This is a genomic window from Georgenia sp. Z2081 (genome assembly GCF_055326445.1).
The window spans coordinates 40,010-57,254 of the sequence record NZ_JBUZNK010000009.1 but is presented as its reverse complement, the minus strand read 5'-3'; the positions used below and the strand labels follow the sequence as shown (position 1 = coordinate 57,254).

The following is a 17,245-nucleotide window of genomic DNA, read 5'->3' as shown; positions in this document are numbered from 1 at the left end:
CTGCGCACCTTCACGTCCGAGTCCGTCACGGAAGGACACCCGGACAAGATCTGCGACCGGATCTCCGACGCGATCCTCGACGAGCTCCTCGAGGTCGACCCGGACGCGCGGGTCGCCGTCGAGTGCCTCGTCACCACGGGTCAGGTCCACGTGGCGGGGGAGATCCGCACCAACGGGTACGTCGACATCCCCACCATCGTCCGGCGCGAGATCAGCGCGATCGGCTACACGTCCTCCGAGGTCGGCTTCGACGGCCGGTCGTGCGGCGTGTCGGTCAGCGTCGGCGAGCAGTCCGCGGACATCGCCGCCGGCGTGGACAAGTCCCTCGAGACCCGCGACGACCTCGGCGAGATCGACCCGCTCGACGTGCAGGGCGCCGGCGACCAGGGCCTGATGTTCGGGTACGCCACCGACGAGACCGACACGTTGATGCCGCTGCCGATCCACCTCTCGCACCGGCTGGCCGAGCAGCTCGCCGCGGTCCGGCGTGAGCACCAGGTCCCGTGGCTGCGGCCCGACGGCAAGACCCAGGTCACCGTGGGCTACTCCCGCGGCGGCCCGGCCGCGATCACGGGCATCGTCGTCTCGACCCAGCACGACGAGGACGTCACCGGGTCGATGCTCGACGAGGCCGTCCGCACGCTGGTGGTGCAGCCGGTCCTCGCGGCCGAGCTCGCGGGCGTCGCGGCCGACGTCGACACCGCCGAGCTCGCGCTGCTCGTCAACCCGACCGGCCGGTTCGTGCTCGGCGGCCCGATGGGGGACGCGGGGCTCACCGGACGCAAGATCATCGTCGACACCTACGGCGGCATGTCCCGCCACGGCGGCGGCGCCTTCTCCGGGAAGGACCCGAGCAAGGTCGACCGGTCCGCGGCCTACGCCATGCGGTGGGTCGCGAAGAACGTCGTCGCCGCGGGACTGGCCCGGCGCTGCGAGGTCCAGGTCGCCTACGCCATCGGTCAGGCTGCCCCGGTCTCCCTGTATGTCGAGACCTTCGGCACCGCCACGGTCCCCGAGGAGGCCATCGAACGGGCGGTCCGGGAGGTCTTCGACCTGCGACCGCTCGCCGTGATCAGGGACCTGGACCTGCTCCGCCCGATCTACCGGCCGCTGGCGGCGTACGGCCACTTCGGCCGGCCCGGCCTCGACCTCCCGTGGGAGCGCCTCGACCGCGTCGAGGCCCTGCGCGCCGCCGCGGCCTGAGTCCGGCGGGGCCCGAGCCCGGCGGGGTGTGAGCGCGACGCGGCCGACGGCGCCGGCCCACAGGTGCCTCCCCGCGCGCGTCCTGCACAGACCGCCCCGGCGGTCGGCCCCGCCGTCGGCGCTCCGTGATGTGATGTGGCGATGACCCCCCGAGCCGAGCAGCCCTCCCTGGGCGAGCTCGTCGACCTTGCCGCGGTTCCGCCCGGCGGCGCGGGGGACCCGGACGCCGACGTCGTCTCCGTGCTCGTGGAGACCCCGCTCGCCCACCTCGACCGGCCCTTCGACTACCTGGTCCCACCGGCGATGGCCGACCGGGTCGCCGTCGGCTCCCGGGTGCGCGTGCGCTTCGCCGGTCGCGAGCTCGGGGGGTACGTCACCGCCCGCACGCGCGGGACGACGCGCTCCGACCTCGCCCCGCTCCGGCGCGCGGTGAGCGCCGTGCCGGTGCTGGCCGAGCCGGTCGCCCGGCTCTGCCGCGCCGTCGCCCGGGCACACGGCGGCACGACCGCCGACGTCGTCCGCCTCGCCGTTCCGCCCCGCCATGCCGGCACAGAGGAGTCGATGAGGGGGGCCGACCAGGCCGCTCCCGGTCAGGACGGACCCGCGCACCAGCACGAGCCCCTCGACGCCGACGGGGCGCGCCGCCCGGACGCGCCGGTACGCGAGGACGGTCCGGGCAGCAGCGAGACAGCACCGGCACCGGTCCCGGCGCCGCCCGTGGATCCCGGCGCGTGGGCCGAGCTCACCGCCGGACCCGCGTTCCTCGCCCACGTCGCGGCCGGTGAGTCGCCCGCCGCGGTCGTCACCGCGCTGCCCGGGACCACGCCCGCGCTCGTCGTGCGCGCAGTCCGGGCCGCGCTCGACGGCGGACGGGGTGCGCTCGTCGTCGCCCCGACCGCCCGGCACGTCGACGACGTCGCCGGCGCGTTGGACGAGGCGGGGATCGCCGACGTCGTGCGCCTGTCGGCGGACGACGGCACCGCGCGCCGGTACCGCACATTCCTGCGCGCGCTCACCGGGCAGGCTCGGGTCGTCGTCGGCACCCGGTCGGCGGCCTTCGCACCGGTGGCTCGGCTGGGTCTCGTCGTCGTGGTCGACGACGGCGACGACCGGCTCGCGGAACCGCGCGCACCTTACCCCCACGTCCGTGACGTCCTGCTGGCGCGCCACCTGGACGAGGAGCAGGACGCGACCGCGAGCGAGGACCGGCCACGGACGTCGGGGGAGCGGGCGGCGCTGGCGATCATCGGCGTCGGGCGATCGGTCGCCGCCCAGCACCTGGTGGCCACCGGCGTCGCCGCCTCCCTCGCGGCCGACCGCTCCCTCGTGCGCTCCCGTACGCCGCGCGTCACGGCACCGACGGACCTCGACCTCGCCGCCGAGGGCCCCGCGGCGGCGGCCCGCATCCCGCATGCGGCGTGGCGGCTCGTGCGCGACTCGCTCGCCACGGGGCCCGTCCTCGTCCAGGTGGCGCGCGCCGGCTACGTACCCGCTCTCGCCTGCGAACGGTGCCGTGAGCCCGCCCGCTGCCGGCACTGCTCCGGCCCCCTGCAGGCCACGCGCGCGGGCGGACCGCCGAGCTGCCGCTGGTGCGCCCGCGCCGCCGCCGACTTCCGCTGCCCCCACTGCGGCTCGCCGTCGCTGCGGGCGATCCGCGTCGGGGCCGGACGCACCTCCCACGAGCTGGGCCGTGCCTTCCCGGGCGTGCCGGTCCTGGCCTCGGACGCGGGCCAGGACACGGGCGTGGCCAGGACGGTCGACGACCGTCCGCGGCTCGTCGTGGCCACGCCCGGCGCGGAGCCGACCGCGGAGGGCGGGTACGTCGCGGCACTGCTGCTGGACGGCGGGGTCGCGACCGCCCGGCCCGGGCTCGCTGCCGCCGAGGAGGCGCTGCGGCGGTGGGTGAGCGCCGCGGCCCTGGTGCGGCCCGCGACCGACGGCGGCAAGGTCCTGCTGCTCGGACGGCCGGCCCCGCACGTCGCCCAGGCACTGGTGCGCTGGGACCCGGTGGGGCTCGCCGAGCGGGAGCTCGGCGAGCGTGCCGAGCTCTCGCTGCCTCCCGCCGTGCCCGTGGCCGTGGCCGAGGGCGCAGCCGCCGCGCTCCGTTCGTTCCTCGCCCACCTGGCCGCGGACGCGCGGGCCGACCGGGTGGAGGTGCTCGGTCCGGTGCCCGTCGACCCGCCGGCCACCGACGCACGAGGGCCTGGGCGCTCCGCCCGCGACGCGGCTCGCGACGGACCCGCCGAGACACCCCAGGCGCGTGCCGTGCTGCGGGCGGCCGACGACGTGGAGCTGGGACCGCTGCTCGCCGCCGCCGCGGCCGCGCGGTCCGCGCGCAAGGAGCCCGGCACCGTGCGCGTGCAGGTGGCGCCGACCGACATGCTCTGAGCGCGTCGACGCCGCGCGCCCCGATGCCGGCCGCCGGCCCTCGCGGAGGCAGCAGGTCGGCACGGCGCTTACCATCGAAGGCGTGCGAGTCCTGTTCGCCGGTACTCCGGTCGTGGCGCTTCCGGCCCTGCACCACCTGCTGCAGTCGCAGCACGAGGTGGTGGGGGTCCTCACGCGCGCTCCCGCGCCGCGGGGCCGCGGCCGGACGCTCCATCCGTCTCCCGTGGGGGAGGCGGCCGCGGAGGCCGGACTTCCGGTGCTCACGCCACGTACCCTGCGCGACGACGACGTCGTGGAGGAGATCCGGGAGCTCGGGGCCGACGTCGCGGCGGTGGTCGCCTACGGCTTGCTCGTCCCGCCGCCGGCCCTCGCGGCCACCGCCCACGGGTGGGTCAACCTGCACTTCTCGCTCCTGCCCGCCTACCGGGGCGCGGCGCCCGTCCAGCACGCGCTCCTGGCCGGCGAGGACGTCACCGGAGCCACGACCTTCCTCCTCGACGAGGGGCTCGACACCGGTCCCGTGCTCGCGACCATGACCGAGACGATCCAGCCCACCGACACTTCCGGCGCGCTGCTCGACCGCCTCTCGGTCGCCGGTGCCCGGCTGCTCACGCGCTCGCTGGAGACGCTCGTCTCGGGTCTGATCGACCCGGCCCCGCAGAGCGCGCTCGGGGTGTCCACGGCGCCCAAGCTGGACCCGTCCGACGGGCTCCTCGACCTCGACGCGCCCGCCGAGCGCATCGACCGCGTGGCTCGGGCGACGACGCCGTCACCCGGCCCCTGGACCACGCTGCCCGACGGCTCCCGGCTCAAGCTCCGGCCCTTCACCCTGCGCCCGGACGTCACGGACCTCGCACCGGGCGAGCTGCGGGAGACCCGGCGAGACGTGCTCGTCGGCACGGCGACGCACGCCCTGCAGCTCACCGAGCTCGCGCCCGCCGGCAAGAGCTGGATGGCGGCCGACGCGTGGGCCCGCGGCGCACGGCTCGAGGCGGGCGACCGGCTCGGCGCCCACCGGCCGGGCGCATGACCGACGCACGGCGCAGTCCTGGTCTTCGCGGCGGCCCGGTTCGACGCAGCCCCGGTCGACGCGGCGGACCCGACCCGGCCCGCCGGGCGGCCTACCAGGTCCTGCGGCAGGTCCACGACGACGACGCCTACGCCAACCTCGTGCTCCCCGGCCTGCTGCGCGAGCGCCGGATCGCGGGGCGCGACGCCGCGTTCGCGACGGAGCTCGCGTACGGCACCCTGCGCATGCGGGGCCGCTACGACGCGATCCTTGCCCTCGCCTCCGGACGGGACGTCGCCGCGCTCGACGCGCCGGTCCGCGACGTCCTGCGGCTCGGCACCCACCAGCTGCTCGGGATGCGCGTCCCCTCGCATGCGGCGGTGGCCGAGTCGGTCACGCTCGTGCGCGAGGTCGCCGGGCAGTCACCGACCGGGCTCGTCAACGCGGTCCTGCGGAAGGTCGCGGCCCGCGACGTCGAGGACTGGCTCGACGACGTGGCGGACGCCGCGCGGTCCGGCGGCGGCGAGTGGTTCGACGTCGCGGCGGCCGTCGAGTCCCATCCCGCGTGGATCGTCCGCGCGCTGCAGCAGGCCCTGCTCGCCGACGGTCGCGACGGACGCGAGCTCGGCGACCTGCTCGACGCGGACAACACCCCGGCGCGGGTCACGCTCGTCGCCCGCCCCGGCTGGTCGTCCGTGGGCGAGCTCGGCCGTCAGGCGCGCGACCTGGGCGGCGACGTGGAGCAGCACCCGCTCCCGGGCGCGGTCGACCTCGTCGGCATCGCGCCCGGCGAGCTCGCCGATGTCGCCACCGGCCGGGCAGGGGTCCAGGACGCGGGCTCACAGCTCGTGACGCACGCGCTCCTCGCCGCCGAACTCACCGGTCCGGCGGCCGACGACGGCGGGACCTGGCTCGACCTCTGTGCCGGGCCGGGAGGGAAGGCCGCCCTCCTCGCGGCGGAGGCGGGGCGCCGCGGGGCTCGGCTCGTCGCGAACGAGGTCCAGCCGCACCGGGCGGACCTCGTGCGTCGCGCGGTGGCCAGGGCCGAGGGCGACGTCCGGGTGACGGTGGGGGACGGTCGCCGCGCGGCCGGGACGCTCGTCGAGGCCGGTCGTCAGAGGGCGGACCGCATCCTGCTCGACGCGCCCTGCACGGGGCTCGGCGCTCTGAGGCGCCGCCCGGAGGCCCGCTGGCGCCGGAGCCCGGAGGACCTCGCCGCGCTCGCCGCGCTCCAGCGCGAGCTGCTCGACGCCGCCGCGGACGCCCTCGCCCCGGGCGGGGTGCTCGCCTACGTCACCTGCTCCCCGCATGTCACCGAGACCCGCGCGCAGGTCTCCCGCCTGCTGCGGGCAGGAACGGGGCTCACACTGCTGGACACGGCCCGGATCACGCGGTCGGTCGCCGGGGGACTCGCCGACGACGTCGCCGGTAGCTCGCTGGACGGCGCGGAAGGCACCGTCGTCCAGCTGTGGCCGCACGTCCACGGCACGGACGCGATGTTCCTGGCGCTCCTGCGCCGCGAGGCCTGATCCGGGGCGCGCGCACGGCCGCCCGACCGAAGGCGGACATCGATGCGGCCCTCGGGGGCGCGAGCGGTACTCCCGTGCGTCGCCGGGAGGCTAGCCTCGGTCCATGGCCCCCGTCGTGATCTCGCCGTCCATCCTCACCAGCGACCTCGCCGACCTGCGCGGCGAGCTCACGCGGATCTCGGGCGCGGACTACGCGCACGTCGACGTGATGGACAACCACTTCGTGCCCAACCTCAGCTGGGGTCTGCCCGTCGTCGAGGCGTGCGTGCGCGTGAGCCCGGTGCCGATCGACGCCCACCTGATGATCGAGGCGCCCGAGAGGTGGGCCGTCGGCTACGCGGAGGCCGGCTGCGCGTCGGTGACCTTCCACGCCGAGGCCGCCGCGGCGCCGGTCAAGCTCGCCCGGGAGCTGCGTGCGGCCGGCGCGAAGGCCTCGATCGCCATCCGCCCCGGCACGCCGTTCGAGCCGCTGGTCGACCACCTCGCCGAGTTCGACATGATCCTGCTGATGACCGTGGAGCCCGGCTTCGGCGGGCAGTCGTTCATCGAGTCGGTCCTGCCGAAGATCCGCCGTGCCCGCGAGGCGGTCTCGGCCGCCGGGCTGGACATCCGCCTCCAGGTCGACGGCGGCATCTCGCGGGCGACCATCGAGCGCGCCGCAGACGCGGGCGCCGACACGTTCGTCGCCGGGTCGGCCGTCTACAACGCCGAGAACGCGAACGACGAGATCGCCGCGCTGCGGGAGCTGGCCTCGGCCGCTCACGCGCACTGAGCAGGCCTCCCGGCCGGGCGCCGGAGGACCGTCGGCGCCACGGGGAGTTCTCCCCGCCCGTTCCCGGCGGCCGGCACCTGAACGTCACTCGTCGTTCACCTCTCGGACCCGTCCGCGGGTCACGCTCCACGCAGACCCCATGACCGGGCTGCTCGCCCCGTCGTGGCCCGCCGACGAGGAGCACGAGATGACGCTGGAGATCGACCCCTACTCGACCGCCGCCGTCGGGGACGACGTCTGGGTGGACGGCATGCTCCTGCGGGACGGCGCCGGCGAGCTCCCGGACCAAGGCGTCATGGACCGTGCGGTCGGCACGGGCCCCGACCGGATCGCCGGTGACCTGTCCTCCCTGCGCTCGGCCATCGCCGACTTCCTCTCCACGCACGACACCGGCCTGCTCGCGCTCGCCGCGGCGACCGAGGCGTGCGGCTCGTCCACCGTGAGCGTCTCCGAGGGCTTCGACGAGATCGACCACGACTCCGGCACCGGGTTCGACTTCCTCGAGGTCTGAGCCGTGGTCCTCGAAGTCTGACGCGCCGAGCCGCACCACGGCCCGCCGCACGGCCGCACGACACCACGTTCCGCACGCCCCGGGTCGGTCCCGTCCGATCCAGATCCGAGAGGACTCCACATGGCCGGCGCCGATCAGCTCCCGCTGCCCGACGGTGTGGCGACGACGTTCATGGTGCAGGGCACCAACGTCTCGCGCATCCAGGGCCGCCTGCAGCAGACCCTGCTCTCCGACGGCTCGGCCTCGCAGCGGATGCGTGGCGCCTTCCCGGAGGGAGTGACGGCCGCGGCGATCGATACCGAGCTGTCGATCCTGTCCGGCCACGTGCAGACCGCGGCCGAGAACATGGGCGGCGCCGGTCAGCGCATCTGGGACGTCGGAGCCTCGTTCGAGACCTGCGAATCCACGATCGAGGGGCTGCAGACCGAGTGGGACGAGGTCGACACCTGGTTCGACGATGCCCTCGACCAGATCAACTCCGACCCGTACTACACCGATCCCGCGAACCAGCGGGACAAGGCCGAGGCCATCGAGTCGATCGACCTCCAGCGGGAGAGTCGGCGCGAGGACATGAAGGAGCGGTACGACACGGCGCTCGACACCCTGGGCGAGGAGGCCGCCACCGCGGCGAGGAAGCTCACCGAGCTCACCGACGGGTTCGTCCCCGCGGCCCAGCAGGGAAGTGCGGCGGACATCGCCGCCGCGATGACCGAGGGCACCACCATCTCTGACGGCAGCCGGCGCGACCACGTCGCGGACGAGCAGGCAGAGCATGCCGAGGACCTCCTGGAGCGTGCCGAGAACGGCGACGAGGACGCGATCCAGGAGATCGTCGACACGTACGGCGACCTCACCGACGACCCGTACTTCGCGACCGCGCTCATGGAACGGCTCGGTCCGGACGGGGTCAACTCCGTGTCGATGCACCTGATGGAGAGGATCGACGCCTCCGAGGGCTACCCCGACAGGCAGGAGCAGTACCGCGACATGTTCAGCGTCCTCGGCGGGGCGTACACGACCTCGACGGGCTCGCTCGAGGGAATGGATCCGGTCACTCGCGAGGATACGGAGACCTGGCGCACCGAGTGGTACGAGCAGCTGAAGACGAGTGGCCGCGAGGGCTTCAACCCCTATACCGGGCAGCCCTACGAGGAGGGCATGGACGGCACGGCGGTGTACGGGTACGACATCCAGAGCCAGCTCCTTGCCGCAGGCATGGAGGTCAACCCGGACGTCGAGGTGGGCCGTGACTACATGGAGCACGTCGGTACCGACATGGTCGAGTGGGACCAATGGCTCACCGAGAACTTCCCCCACCGGTCCAACACGTCGCACATGGGTGGGAGCATGTACGACCTGGGTGCGTCGCCGCTCGGCGACCTGCACCCCACGGATCCCCGCCGCGACCCGCTGCACAACCTGCTGGCCGCCGCCGGGACGAGCGAGGAGGCCGCCTACGGGCTTCTGCTCGCCGACATCCCTGCCGGAGACGGTGAGACCCAGTCGATCATCGAGTACTACATGCACGGTCGAAGCGACGCCACGGACGGCGCGGTCATGGGTATGCCGGACCTCGGCGTCGAGATGGGGGACGTCCTCGAGAGCTATGCCCTCGACGACGGCGACCGTGAGTCCGTCGAGCTCGCGCAGCAGTCCATCGTCGGGTACAACGACGCGATCGCCGGGTCCGAGCCGATCGCCGGCGACACCGCGGAGACCAGGGCCGGGTTCAACATGATGTCCCTGCGGCCTGCCATGGGTACCGTCATGGCAACCTACGTCGACGACCTCCACACCGGGTTCGATGGCCAGGCGACCGCGGACGGGGTCGGGGCGGGTGACGGAGGGACGTACGACATCACCTTCAGCAACTCCACTCTGAACAACCTCCATCACGTGTTCGGTGACCTCGGGTACGACCGGCCCGAGTCGATCGTCATGCCCGGCGAGGACGGCACGACGCAGGGCGACCCGAACAACCCGCCCGCGCTGCAGCGGATCCTCAACGCCAGCTGCGCGCACACCAACAACGGGATGTACGAGGCGCTGACCGGCGGCAACATGGACGCCGCACAGGAAGCGTTCGGCCGGGGCAGCTACTTCGACGCATTCGTCCTGGAGTCACTCTCGAACGAGAACGGCGACAGCGCGGGCGCTCTCGACAGCTACAACGAGTACATGCAGACGATGGCCAACGAGGGCATCGGCCTCGTGCCCTTCGACGACATCCCGGTCGTCGGCGGTGCCGTCGACAAGGGGATCGACTGGGCCGCGGACCCCGTGCTGGAGGCCATGTTCGAGACCGGGAACGAGGACGCGCAGCGCGCCACCGGCGCCGAGTGGCAGCAGGCGCAGAACGCGATGGTCAACGACCGGTTCTACGCCACCGTCGCTGCGGCCGGGAACTTCGACGGGTCGCCGTCGTTCACGGGGTGGGAGCAGGCGACGGGTCGCGAGCTCGACGCCGGGTCGCAGTTCTGGGACAGCGACGGCTCGGTGATCCCCTACGACCGGATGACGGACGATCAGCGGGCCCAGTTCGTCGACTACCTCAACGACCACGAGGACGGCGCTGGCTCGACGTACGGCTCGATGACCAACGACGCCGAGGGACGGATGAACGACGCCCGCACCCGGGCCGACAACGACAACCTCGCGGCGGATGCCGAGGACGACGAGGACTGATCCTCGTTCGTTCCGCCACCGGGCCCGGCCCCTGTCGTGGGAACGGGCCCGGTCGTCGTACACTGACCCTCGAGCACGTGCTCCGGGGTCGGTGAAAATCCGAACCGGCGGTAACAGTCCGCGAACCCGAGGCCACGCAGAGCAACGCGTGGTCAGGGCCGATCCGGTGGAACTCCGGGACCGACGGTCAAAGTCCGGATGAGAGGAAGCACGCGGTGGGCCATCCGGCCCACCCTCTCGGGACGCCCGCGTCCCCTCGCCCCGGTCGCCACGTCGACCGGGAGGAGGAACGGGTGGCACAGGCCATCGAGCACGACGACGACGCCCGCGCCTCGGCCGACTCCCGCACGCGGGAGCGCACCCGCCCCGGCAGCGCGCTCGCGCCGCTCGCCTTCGGCCTGATCGTCCTGGTCGCCTGGGAGGCCGCCTCCCGCGCGGGCGCCGTCGACCCGTACTTCCTGCCCGCGCCCAGCGCGATCCTCGCCCGCGTCGCCGAGGACCTCGCGGGCCCCGCCCGCGCCTACCTCTGGCCCACGCTGGTCGCCGCCGGCTGGGGCTCGCTCCTGGGCGCAGCCGTCGCCCTGCCGCTCGGCATCGTCATCGCCTCCTCGACGCTCGCCCGCCGCGTGCTCGAGCCCTACGTCGCCGCGTCCCAGGCACTGCCCGCCGTGGCCGTCGCCCCGCTGCTCGCGCTGTGGCTCGGTTACGGCGTCCTGCCCGTCGTCGTCCTGTGCGCCCTCATGGTGTTCTTCCCCATGCTGCTGGGGACCGTGTACGGGCTCACCCACATCGACCCCGACGTGGTCGAGGCAGCCCGCCTCGACGGCGCCGGCGGACCCGTCCTGCTGGCCCGCATCCTCCTCCCGCTCGCGGTGCCCGCGATCCTCACCGGCGTGCGCAACGGCGTCACGCTCAGCCTCACCGGCGCCATCGTCGGGGAGATCGTCACCGGGGGTCGCGGGCTGGGGATGCTGCTCTCCGCGCGCGGAGCGTCCGCCGACACGGTCGGCCTGTTCTCGATCCTCGCCGTCCTCTGCGTCCTCGCCGCGTCGCTGTTCGCCGCGGTCGGGGCCCTGCAGCGCCACCTCCGCCACCGTCAAGGAGCCTGACCATGACCACGTCACCACGCACCGTGCGCCGCGCCGCCGCTCTCCTCGTCGCGGGCCTCGCCGCCACGACGCTCGTCGCCTGCGGCGGTGGCACCGAGAGCCCGACCGAGTCCGGGAGCGACGCCGGCTCCGGCGGCGAGCCGCTGACCATCGGCCTCACCTACGTGCCGGACGTCCAGTTCGCGCCGTTCTACATCGCGCAGGAGCGCGGCTACTTCGAGGACGAGGGCGTCGACGTCGAGCTGCGGCACCACGGTGCCTCCGAGGGACTGTTCACGGCCGCCGAGGCCGGCGAGGAGGACGTCGTCGTCGCGGGCGGGGACGAGATGCTCCAGGCCGTCGCCCAGGGCGCGGGTCTGACCACCGTCGCCACCATGTACCAGGACTACCCCGTCGCGGTCCTCGCGCCGGAGGACTCCGGGATCACCACGCTCGAGGACCTCGCCGGCGCCAGCGTCGGCGTGCCGGGCGAGTTCGGTCAGACCTGGTTCGGCCTGCAGGCGGCTCTGGCCACGCTGCCCGGCGGCGGCGAGGACGTCGACGTCCAGACCATCGGCTTCACCCAGGTCTCGGCGCTCACCGCCGGTCACGTCGACGCCGTCGTGGGCTTCGTCAACAACGACGCCGTCAGCCTGGCCCGCGCCGGCACCCCCGTGCGCGAGATCGCCCTCGGCGACGACGTCCCGCTGGTCGGCGTCGGGCTCGTCGCCACCGACGCGGCACTGGGGGAGCGCGAGGGCGACGTCGCCGCCGTGGTGCGCGCCGTGCTGCGCGGCATGGCCGACATGGCCGAGGATCCCGAGGGCGCGGTCGACGTCGCAGCGACGCACGTCCCCGACCTCACGGGCGAGGACGCGCGCGCGGCCGCGATCGCCGTCTCCGAGGCCACCGCCGCCCTGTACGGGGACGCGGACTCCCGCGGCACGATCGACGCGGAGCGCTGGGCCGCCATGGCGGAGTTCATGTCCTCGGCGGGCCTCCTCGAGGGCGAGGTCGACCCGGAGGCCGCGATCACCGCGCTGCCGGACACCCCGGTCGTGCTCGCCGAGAGCGCCGTAAACTGACGGGCGTGAAGACGTTCGACCAGCTGTTCGCGGAGCTGAGCGCCAAGGCCGAGGAGCGCCCCGAGGGCTCGGGCACCGTCGCCCAGCTCGACGCGGGCGTCCATGCCATCGGCAAGAAGATCGTCGAGGAGGCCGCCGAGGTGTGGATGGCCGTCGAGCACGAGAGCGACGAGGCGGCGGCCGAGGAGATCAGCCAGCTCCTGTACCACGTCCAGGTGATGATGATCGCCCGCGGCCTCCAGCTCGACGACGTCTACCGCCACCTCTGAGCGCGCCCCGCCCGCACCACGGAAGAGACCCCCACATGCTGCGTATCGCCGTGCCCAACAAGGGCTCCCTGTCCGAGCCGGCCGCCGACCTCCTGTCCGAGGCCGGGTACCGCCGACGTCGGGACGCCCGCCAGCTCGTCGTCGCCGACCCCGACAACGAGGTCGAGCTGTTCTTCCTGCGCCCGCGCGACGTCGCCGTCTACGTCGGTGCCGGCACCGTGGACTGCGGCATCACCGGACGGGACCTCCTGCTCGACTCGGGTGCCGACGCCGTCGAGCACCGGGCGCTCGGCTTCGCGCGCTCGACCTTCCGGTTCGCCGCGCCCGAGGACGGACCGAGGCGCGTCGAGGACCTCGCCGGGCTGCGGGTGGCCACCTCCTACGACACGGTCGTGCGCGCGTTCCTCGCCGATCGGGGCATCGACGCCGGCACCGTGCACCTCGACGGCGCCGTGGAGTCTGCCGTCCGCCTCGGGATCGCCGACGCCGTCGCGGACGTCGTCGAGACCGGCTCGACCCTGGCGGCCGCCGGCCTGACGACCTTCGGCGAGCCGATCCTCCGGTCCGAGGCGGTCCTCGTCCGGCGGGCCTCGGGCGAGGAGCCGGACGGCCTGTCCGTGCTCGACCGTCGCATCCAGGGCGTGCTCGTCGCCCGCCAGTTCGTGCTCATCGACTACGACGTCCGCAAGGAGGACGTCGAGCGGACCGTCGCGCTCGCGCCCGGACAGGAGTCGCCGACGATCTCCCCGCTGCGCGACGACGGCTGGGTCGCCGTGCGGGTCATGGTCGAGCGGGCCGGCGTCAACAAGGTGATGGACGACCTCTACACGGCGGGGGCCCGCGCGATCCTCGTCACCTCGATCCTCGCGAGCCGCCTGTGACGCACGACGGGGCCGACGGCCCAGCGGCACCCGACGGCCCGGGAGCCGCTGACGGCCCAGGTGCGTCCGACGGCCAGGGCGCGCCGAAGGGTCACGAGCGGCCCGAGCAGGTCCGGGCCCGGCTCCACCGACCGATCCGCCCAAGACTCGTACCGCTGGTCGCACGGTCGCTGCAGGTCGCCGTCGTGATCGGCGCCGCCGCGATCATCCTGCTCACCGGCCGGATCCCGGGCGTCGAGCACTGGGACCTCACCGACCAGCTGCTCACCGCCCTCCTCGCGCTGATCATCGTCGGGGTGCTCGAGCGCCAGGCGCGCGTCGCCGCGCTGCCGGACGAGGCCGGGCTCACGGTCCGCAACTTCCTGTCCGGACGGCGCGTCGAGTGGGCCGAGATCCTCGGCGTCGAGTACGGCGAGCACCGGCCCTGGGCCAACCTCGACCTCGCCGACTCCAGCACGCTCGCCGTCATGGCCGTGCAGCGCAGCGACGGGCGGCGTGCCACCGTGGCGGCGGCGCGACTGTCGACGCTGGTCGAGCTCCACGCGCGCGAGCTCGGGAACGGCTCCTCCCGCGGCTGACCGGGCCGCCGCCCCGGGTGTCGGCCGTCAGCGGTCCAGCAGGCTCCCCGCGTGCGCGCCGGCGGCCGCCGCCGCGAGGAACGGGACGGGATCGGCATCGAGGTCGCGCCCCATCGTCGACAGGCGTAGCCCCGCGGCCTCCTCGACGCCCCGCAGCGCGGCGAGCAGGTCCGGCGCGCCGGAGGCCCTATCCCCACGGACGTCGAGGTCGACGCGCCGGTGGCGGCCGTCCAGGGTGTCGACGAGCCGCGCCTCCACCAGCGGGGACAGGTCCTCGCCGGGCCAGGACAGCCCGCCGGGCACGACGACGTCGCTCGGCGCCAGCGCGACCCGCCCCAGCGCGGTCACGGAGTGGTGGGACAGCCCCAGGTGACGTTCGCGCGCGTCCGTGCCGGACATGCGCAGGACGGCGATGCCGCGCCCCCGCAGGGCGGTGGCCGCGTTGAGCGCCTCGCCCGCGGCGACCCCGGAGAAGCCCCAGCGTGTGCCGGTGCCGAGGTTGCCGGGCCCCTGGGCGACGACGACGACGTCCGCCTCCAGCACGAGGCGAGCGCCGAGCAGGCCGGTGTGCACGGTGACGGCCTCGACGTCGCCGCCGAACGCCTGACCGACCGTGACGGTGCCGATGATCAGGCCCGTGTCCTTGAGAGCCGCCCCCGTTCGCGAGAACCAGGCGGGCAGGGCGCCGCCGTCCGTCATGAGCGAGGCGACGCGTGCGCCCGGCCGGACCGCGTGCACGCCGGCCACCACGGCCGGCAGTGCGGAGTGCAGGTCGGCCACGACGACGGGCGTCCCGCCGAGGTCGTCGGCGTCCTCGAGGGTGCCGTGGTGGGCGGACTCCTGCTCGTCGACGCCGAGCACCATCACCTGCCCCGGCGTGTAGCGCGCCTTGACGAGATGGCCGGGCCCGGGCGGGGGGTCGGCCGGGAGCCGGTCGGGCAGGGCGACGACGAGGGCGTAGCCCCCGGTGCCGAGGCCCTTCTTAAGGGCGGTGACGTTGAGCAGGACCCGGTCGCCGGGCACGGGCGAGCCGACGAGCGCCGGGTAGGCGAGTGCGCGCACGGACCGCCCGTCCACGTCGACCTCGAGCTCGACGGCGCCCGACCACTCGCGTCGAAGGGAGAGCACCGTCCCGGCGCGCCACAGGATCACGTCGTCACGCTACCTCCGCCGGTAGCGTGAGGGGGTGAGCGAGCCGAAGGTCCGGGTGACCAAGGAGGAGCGACTCCTCAACCTCCTCGCCGCGCTGAGGTCCACCGAGCGCGGCCTGTCCAAGTCCGACGTGCGGCGACTCGTCCACGGCTACGGCGGCCAGAAGGACGACGCGTTCGAGCGGATGTTCGAGCGCGACAAGGACTCGCTGCGCTCGCTGGGCGTCCCGCTGCTCACCACCGTCTCACCCGTCCACCTCACCGACATCGCCTACCGGCTCGGCGGGGACGACGAGAGCGTCGCGGAGCTCGAGCCGACCGCCGAGGAGGCCGCGGTCCTCGCCGCGGCCGCCGGGGTCTGGCGGGACGCCGCCACGAGCGCTCCCGCCCAGCGCGGACTGACGAAGCTGCGCGGGCTGGCCCCCGAGGTCCGCTCCGGCGGCCCCGGGGGCCGGACCGGCGTGGGGCTGGCCGAGCCGGGCCCGGCCTTCACGGCGCTCCTCGACGCGCTGGAGACGGGACGTGCCGTCCGGTTCGACTACCGGGCCGCCTCGACGGGCGAGCTGAGCACCCGCCTCGTGGACCCGTGGCGACTGGCCGCACGCGGACGCTCCTGGTACCTCGTGGGACACGACCACGACCGGGGCGCCGTCCGGGTCTTCCACCTCTCGCGCGTGCGCGGGAGGGTGAGCGACGCCGAGGCCCCGGAGCGTGTGCCCGCACCCGCGGACCTCGACCTGTCGGCCGTGCTGAGCGCGTCGCGTCGTCAGCGGGCCGAGGCGAGCCTCGCGCTCGCGCCGGGACGGGGGGCCGTGGTGCGCGCACGGGCGGGCGAGGGCCGCGACGCCGCCGACGGGGACGCGGCGGACAGTGGCGCTGCCGACGGGCACGCGGCGGACAGGGATCCCGCGCCCGCCACCGACCTCGTCCCGGACGGCTGGGACGTCCTCGACCTCACGACCGACGACCTCGAGGGGCTGGCCGGCGACGTCGCGGCGCTCGGGGACGTGGCCCTCGCCCTCGCGCCGCCGGCACTCGTCGACGCCGTGCGGCGCCGGCTCGCGCGCGCGGCCGCGGTGCCGGTCTCCTCGGCGCCCGTCGCCGAGGAGACGGGCACCACGGCCCCGACCAAGCCCGCCCCGCGTCGCGAGGGGGCCGAGGACCGGCTGGCCCGGCTGCTCTCGCTGGTCCTGCGGCTCCACGAGAAGGGCGACCAGAGCGTCACCGAGCTCGCCGAGCACTTCGGGGTCAGTGAGAAGCAGGTCATCGCCGACGTCGAGCTGCTGTGGGTGACCGGCCTGCCCGGCTACCAGCACGACGACCTCATCGACTTCTCCGTCGACGCCTTCGAGTCCGGCGTGATCTCGCTGGCGAACGACCAGGGGCTCGCCCGCCCGCTGCGGCTCACCACGGACGAGGCCGTCCTCCTGCTCGTCGCCCTCGGGCCGCTGCGCGCCGTCGCGGGCTCGGTCGGGATGCCCACCGCCCTCATCGACGGTCTCGCGGACAAGCTCGAGGTCGCCGCGGGCACGGCGTCGACGGTCGCGCGGGCGATCGACGTGGCGGTGCCCGGTGCCGACCCGGTCGCGCTGTCGCGCGCGCGAGAGGCGCTGCGGCTGGAACGGCGCCTGCACCTGGTCTACGTCTCCGGCGGCGACGTGCGCACCGAGCGCGACGTCGATCCGCGCTCACTCGTCCTCGACGCGGACGACTGGTTGCTCTCCGCATGGTGCCTGCGCGCCGGGGCGCCGCGGACCTTCCGGGTCGACCGGATCGTCACCGCGGACATCACCGACACACCGGTCGAGGAGCACCCGTGGCCGGAGCGCACCGGGCAGGTCGGTGACATCGGCGAGGAGGTCGTCGTCGAGCTGACGTCGGCGGCCCGGCCGTTCGCCGAGACCGTGCCGTCGATCGCGACCGAGGACCTCGCGGACGGCGGTGTGCGGGTCCGGCTGCGCGTGGCCGACCGGGCCTGGTTCGTCGGGGCGATGCTCGACCTGGGCGAGGAGGTCACCGCGATCGGACCCGAGGAGCAGGCCGAGCGGGTGCGCGCGGCCGCCCGCGCGGCACTGCGGCGCTACGGCGGCTGAGCG

Annotated in this window: 14 protein-coding genes and 1 riboswitch; of the genes, 13 read left to right on the top strand and 1 reads right to left on the bottom strand. The window is 74.7% G+C overall.

Features of this window, described 5'->3' with window-relative positions; translation table 11 throughout:
• The 12 genes from metK to ACZLKG_RS12315 all read left to right on the top strand — a co-directional run bounded on the left by metK (position 1) and on the right by ACZLKG_RS12315 (position 13,998).
• Positions 1-1,203, top strand: a complete 1,203-nt coding sequence (gene metK, locus ACZLKG_RS12370) for a methionine adenosyltransferase (RefSeq protein ID WP_463648945.1) — start codon at positions 1-3, stop codon at positions 1,201-1,203.
• A gap of 141 nt (positions 1,204-1,344) precedes the next feature.
• Positions 1,345-3,591, top strand: a complete 2,247-nt coding sequence (locus ACZLKG_RS12365; protein ID WP_425709468.1) for a primosomal protein N' family DNA-binding protein — start codon at positions 1,345-1,347, stop codon at positions 3,589-3,591.
• Positions 3,592-3,673: 82 nt separating this feature from the next.
• Positions 3,674-4,621, top strand: coding sequence for a methionyl-tRNA formyltransferase (locus ACZLKG_RS12360; RefSeq protein ID WP_425709467.1), 948 nt, complete (start codon positions 3,674-3,676; stop codon positions 4,619-4,621).
• On the top strand, positions 4,618-6,129 hold the full coding sequence (locus tag ACZLKG_RS12355; protein WP_463648896.1) for an RsmB/NOP family class I SAM-dependent RNA methyltransferase: 1,512 nt from the start codon (positions 4,618-4,620) through the stop codon (positions 6,127-6,129). Before ACZLKG_RS12360 ends, ACZLKG_RS12355 begins: the two co-directional genes overlap by 4 nt.
• A 103-nt stretch (positions 6,130-6,232) precedes the next feature.
• Entirely contained in the window at positions 6,233-6,901 is a 669-nt protein-coding gene (rpe, locus tag ACZLKG_RS12350) for a ribulose-phosphate 3-epimerase (RefSeq protein WP_425709465.1), read from the top strand.
• Between the two features lie 139 nt (positions 6,902-7,040).
• The gene (locus ACZLKG_RS12345; RefSeq protein ID WP_425709464.1) at positions 7,041-7,412 is read left to right on the top strand and encodes a hypothetical protein; all 372 of its coding nucleotides are present in this window, start codon (positions 7,041-7,043) and stop codon (positions 7,410-7,412) included.
• A 120-nt stretch (positions 7,413-7,532) separates the two neighbouring features.
• Positions 7,533-10,097: a hypothetical protein gene (locus ACZLKG_RS12340; protein WP_463648895.1), complete on the top strand. Its 2,565-nt coding sequence runs from the start codon at positions 7,533-7,535 to the stop codon at positions 10,095-10,097.
• A 75-nt stretch (positions 10,098-10,172) separates the two neighbouring features.
• Positions 10,173-10,311: riboswitch (FMN riboswitch) on the top strand.
• 79 nt (positions 10,312-10,390) lie between these two features.
• Positions 10,391-11,206 (top strand): ABC transporter permease, encoded by an 816-nt coding sequence (locus tag ACZLKG_RS12335; RefSeq protein ID WP_425709462.1) that lies wholly within the window; start codon positions 10,391-10,393, stop codon positions 11,204-11,206.
• A 2-nt stretch (positions 11,207-11,208) separates the two neighbouring features.
• On the top strand, positions 11,209-12,270 hold the full coding sequence (locus tag ACZLKG_RS12330) for an ABC transporter substrate-binding protein (protein WP_425709461.1): 1,062 nt from the start codon (positions 11,209-11,211) through the stop codon (positions 12,268-12,270).
• 5 nt (positions 12,271-12,275) lie between these two features.
• Entirely contained in the window at positions 12,276-12,539 is a 264-nt protein-coding gene (locus ACZLKG_RS12325; RefSeq protein WP_425709460.1) for a phosphoribosyl-ATP diphosphatase, read from the top strand.
• Between the two features lie 35 nt (positions 12,540-12,574).
• Positions 12,575-13,420: an ATP phosphoribosyltransferase gene (gene hisG / locus ACZLKG_RS12320; RefSeq protein WP_425709459.1), complete on the top strand. Its 846-nt coding sequence runs from the start codon at positions 12,575-12,577 to the stop codon at positions 13,418-13,420.
• Positions 13,421-13,605: 185 nt separating this feature from the next.
• Positions 13,606-13,998, top strand: coding sequence for a PH domain-containing protein (locus ACZLKG_RS12315; RefSeq protein ID WP_425709458.1), 393 nt, complete (start codon positions 13,606-13,608; stop codon positions 13,996-13,998).
• Positions 13,999-14,025: 27 nt separating this feature from the next.
• Here the strand turns inward: ACZLKG_RS12315 and ACZLKG_RS12310 are convergent, their stop codons facing one another.
• Complete coding sequence (locus tag ACZLKG_RS12310; RefSeq protein WP_425709457.1) at positions 14,026-15,150, bottom strand: DUF3866 family protein; 1,125 nt, start codon at positions 15,148-15,150, stop codon at positions 14,026-14,028.
• 34 nt (positions 15,151-15,184) lie between these two features.
• On the opposite strand from ACZLKG_RS12310, the gene ACZLKG_RS12305 reads away from it, so the two are divergent.
• Positions 15,185-17,242, top strand: a complete 2,058-nt coding sequence (locus ACZLKG_RS12305; protein WP_425709456.1) for a helix-turn-helix transcriptional regulator — start codon at positions 15,185-15,187, stop codon at positions 17,240-17,242.
• Positions 17,243-17,245 lie beyond the last annotated feature (3 nt).